Annotated in this window: 2 protein-coding genes; one reads left to right on the forward strand and one right to left on the reverse strand. The window is 63.4% G+C overall.

The features are described 5' to 3' along the window. Positions 1-13: 13 nt before the first annotated feature. The gene (locus EOA38_RS35690; RefSeq protein WP_127301427.1) at positions 14-1225 is read right to left on the reverse strand and encodes an acyltransferase; all 1212 of its coding nucleotides are present in this window, start codon (positions 1223-1225) and stop codon (positions 14-16) included. Between the two features lie 121 nt (positions 1226-1346). On the opposite strand from EOA38_RS35690, the gene EOA38_RS35695 reads away from it, so the two are divergent. After that, on the forward strand, positions 1347-1734 hold a 388-nt coding region (locus tag EOA38_RS35695; RefSeq protein ID WP_189435152.1), incomplete at its 3' end, for an arginase family protein.

A 1734-nucleotide genomic window follows, 5' to 3' on the forward strand; every position in this document is an offset into this window, starting at 1 on the left:
GCGCAAAGGCGTCTCAAATCCGCTTGGCAAGGCGACGGAACCAGGCCAATGCCGGCATTTCGACGAAGCGCCATGAAATCCAAGAGGAGACGATGACGGCAATCAGCATTGCCATCAAAGCCGCGAAGCCGATCCATGGTGAGCCGACGCCGAAGCCGGTCACCTGATCGCCGCGCAACGTCATGTCGCCGACAATGCCAAGCCCGAGCTTGCGCTCGAGGAGGCCGCCGACATTGATCATGCGGCCCTGGACGAAGATGTGGACCATGTAGATCGAATAGGAGAGCGAGCCGAGCAGCAGCATCGGACGGCTGGAGAGCAGCGCGCTGATCAAGCCGCCCTCATGCGCGAAGAGATAGAGCGCCAGAGCGAAGACGACGGGCGCGGCGATCCCGGCGTCGTTCGATCCGGCGACCGAAACGAACAGCCCGATCGCCGCGACCATGGCGAGCTCGGCCATCGTCCAGGCAATGCGCCCTGCGCCTGCCATCGCCTGTCGCGCCTCTGCAATGGAATCGTGCTGAAACCAGGCCAGCAGCGCGCCGAGCGAGAAGCCGTAAAGGCAGCGGATGAAGCCGAAATCGAAGGACACGTCCATATGACGGGTCGAGAAGCCAAGCAGGAAGAAAGGCGCCGTGACGGCCGCGGCGGCGAACCATATCCAGGCGCGCCGGCCGGTCGCGAGCACCACGCCGGCAAACAGCAGATAGGTGAAGAACTCGGCCGAAATGCTCCAGCTCGGCGCGTTCCAGGTCAGATGCTCCTCCACCCCCATGCCCTGCAGCAGGAAGAGATTGGCGACAAGACTTCTCAGATCAAAGCCTGCGGTGAAGGGCGCGGCACCGGTTCCATGCAGTGCCGGCAGGGCGAGCCGCATCGCCTCGAAGGCGACGAAAGCGGCAAGCATCGAAAGATGCAGCGGGTAGATGCGGCCAAAGCGCACCAGCGCGAAACGGGCAATCTCACCCGGCTCGCTCAGCCGGCCTCTGTAGGAGCTGGCGATGACGAAACCGGAAAGCACGAAGAAGAAATCGACGAATAGATAGGAGCCGCCGACAAAGGCGCTCTGCGCGATTGTCGACGTCGTGGGAAAATGGAACAGCGCCACCAGCAGCGCGCAGATGCCGCGCCAGGAATCGAGCACCAGGAAGCGCTCGCCGGCCGCCGTGCCGGTTCGGGTTGCCGCCGGAGCAGGTACGAGGTTGAGCAAGGCGGCCTCGGTCATAATGATACAAATCCTGTGTTGCCATGGCACTCGGCGAGCGCCATTCCGCCTCCGCAAGCTGTGACTGGCATGTTGCGTGCCGGTTCTGTAGTGCTGCCCCGATGACAACCGAGGACCCGTAATGGCGAACAAAGAGATCGACCACGCCTTCACCGCCCGTTCCAAGACGGGCGCATCGTTCGAGCCGACCTATGCCGGCGCGCTGTCGTTCATGCGGCGCAAGTACACGAAGGACGTAAAGGGCGCGGACGCCGTCGTGTGGGGCATTCCCTTCGACGCCGCCGTCACCAACCGGCCGGGCGCTCGCTTTGGGCCGCAGGCGATCCGCCGCGCTTCGGCGATCCTCGACAACGATCCGCAATATCCGTTCTCGCGCGAGCTGTTCGAACAGCTCGCGGTGATCGACTATGGCGATTGCCTGCTCGACAGCGGCAATCATCAGAAGACCCCTGGCGCGATCGAGCGCGAGGCGGCCAAGATCTTGAAATCAGGCGCCTTCCTGTTGACGC

This window comes from Mesorhizobium sp. M1E.F.Ca.ET.041.01.1.1 (assembly GCF_003997355.1).
In the GTDB taxonomy this organism is placed as follows: Bacteria; Pseudomonadota; Alphaproteobacteria; order Rhizobiales; family Rhizobiaceae; genus Mesorhizobium.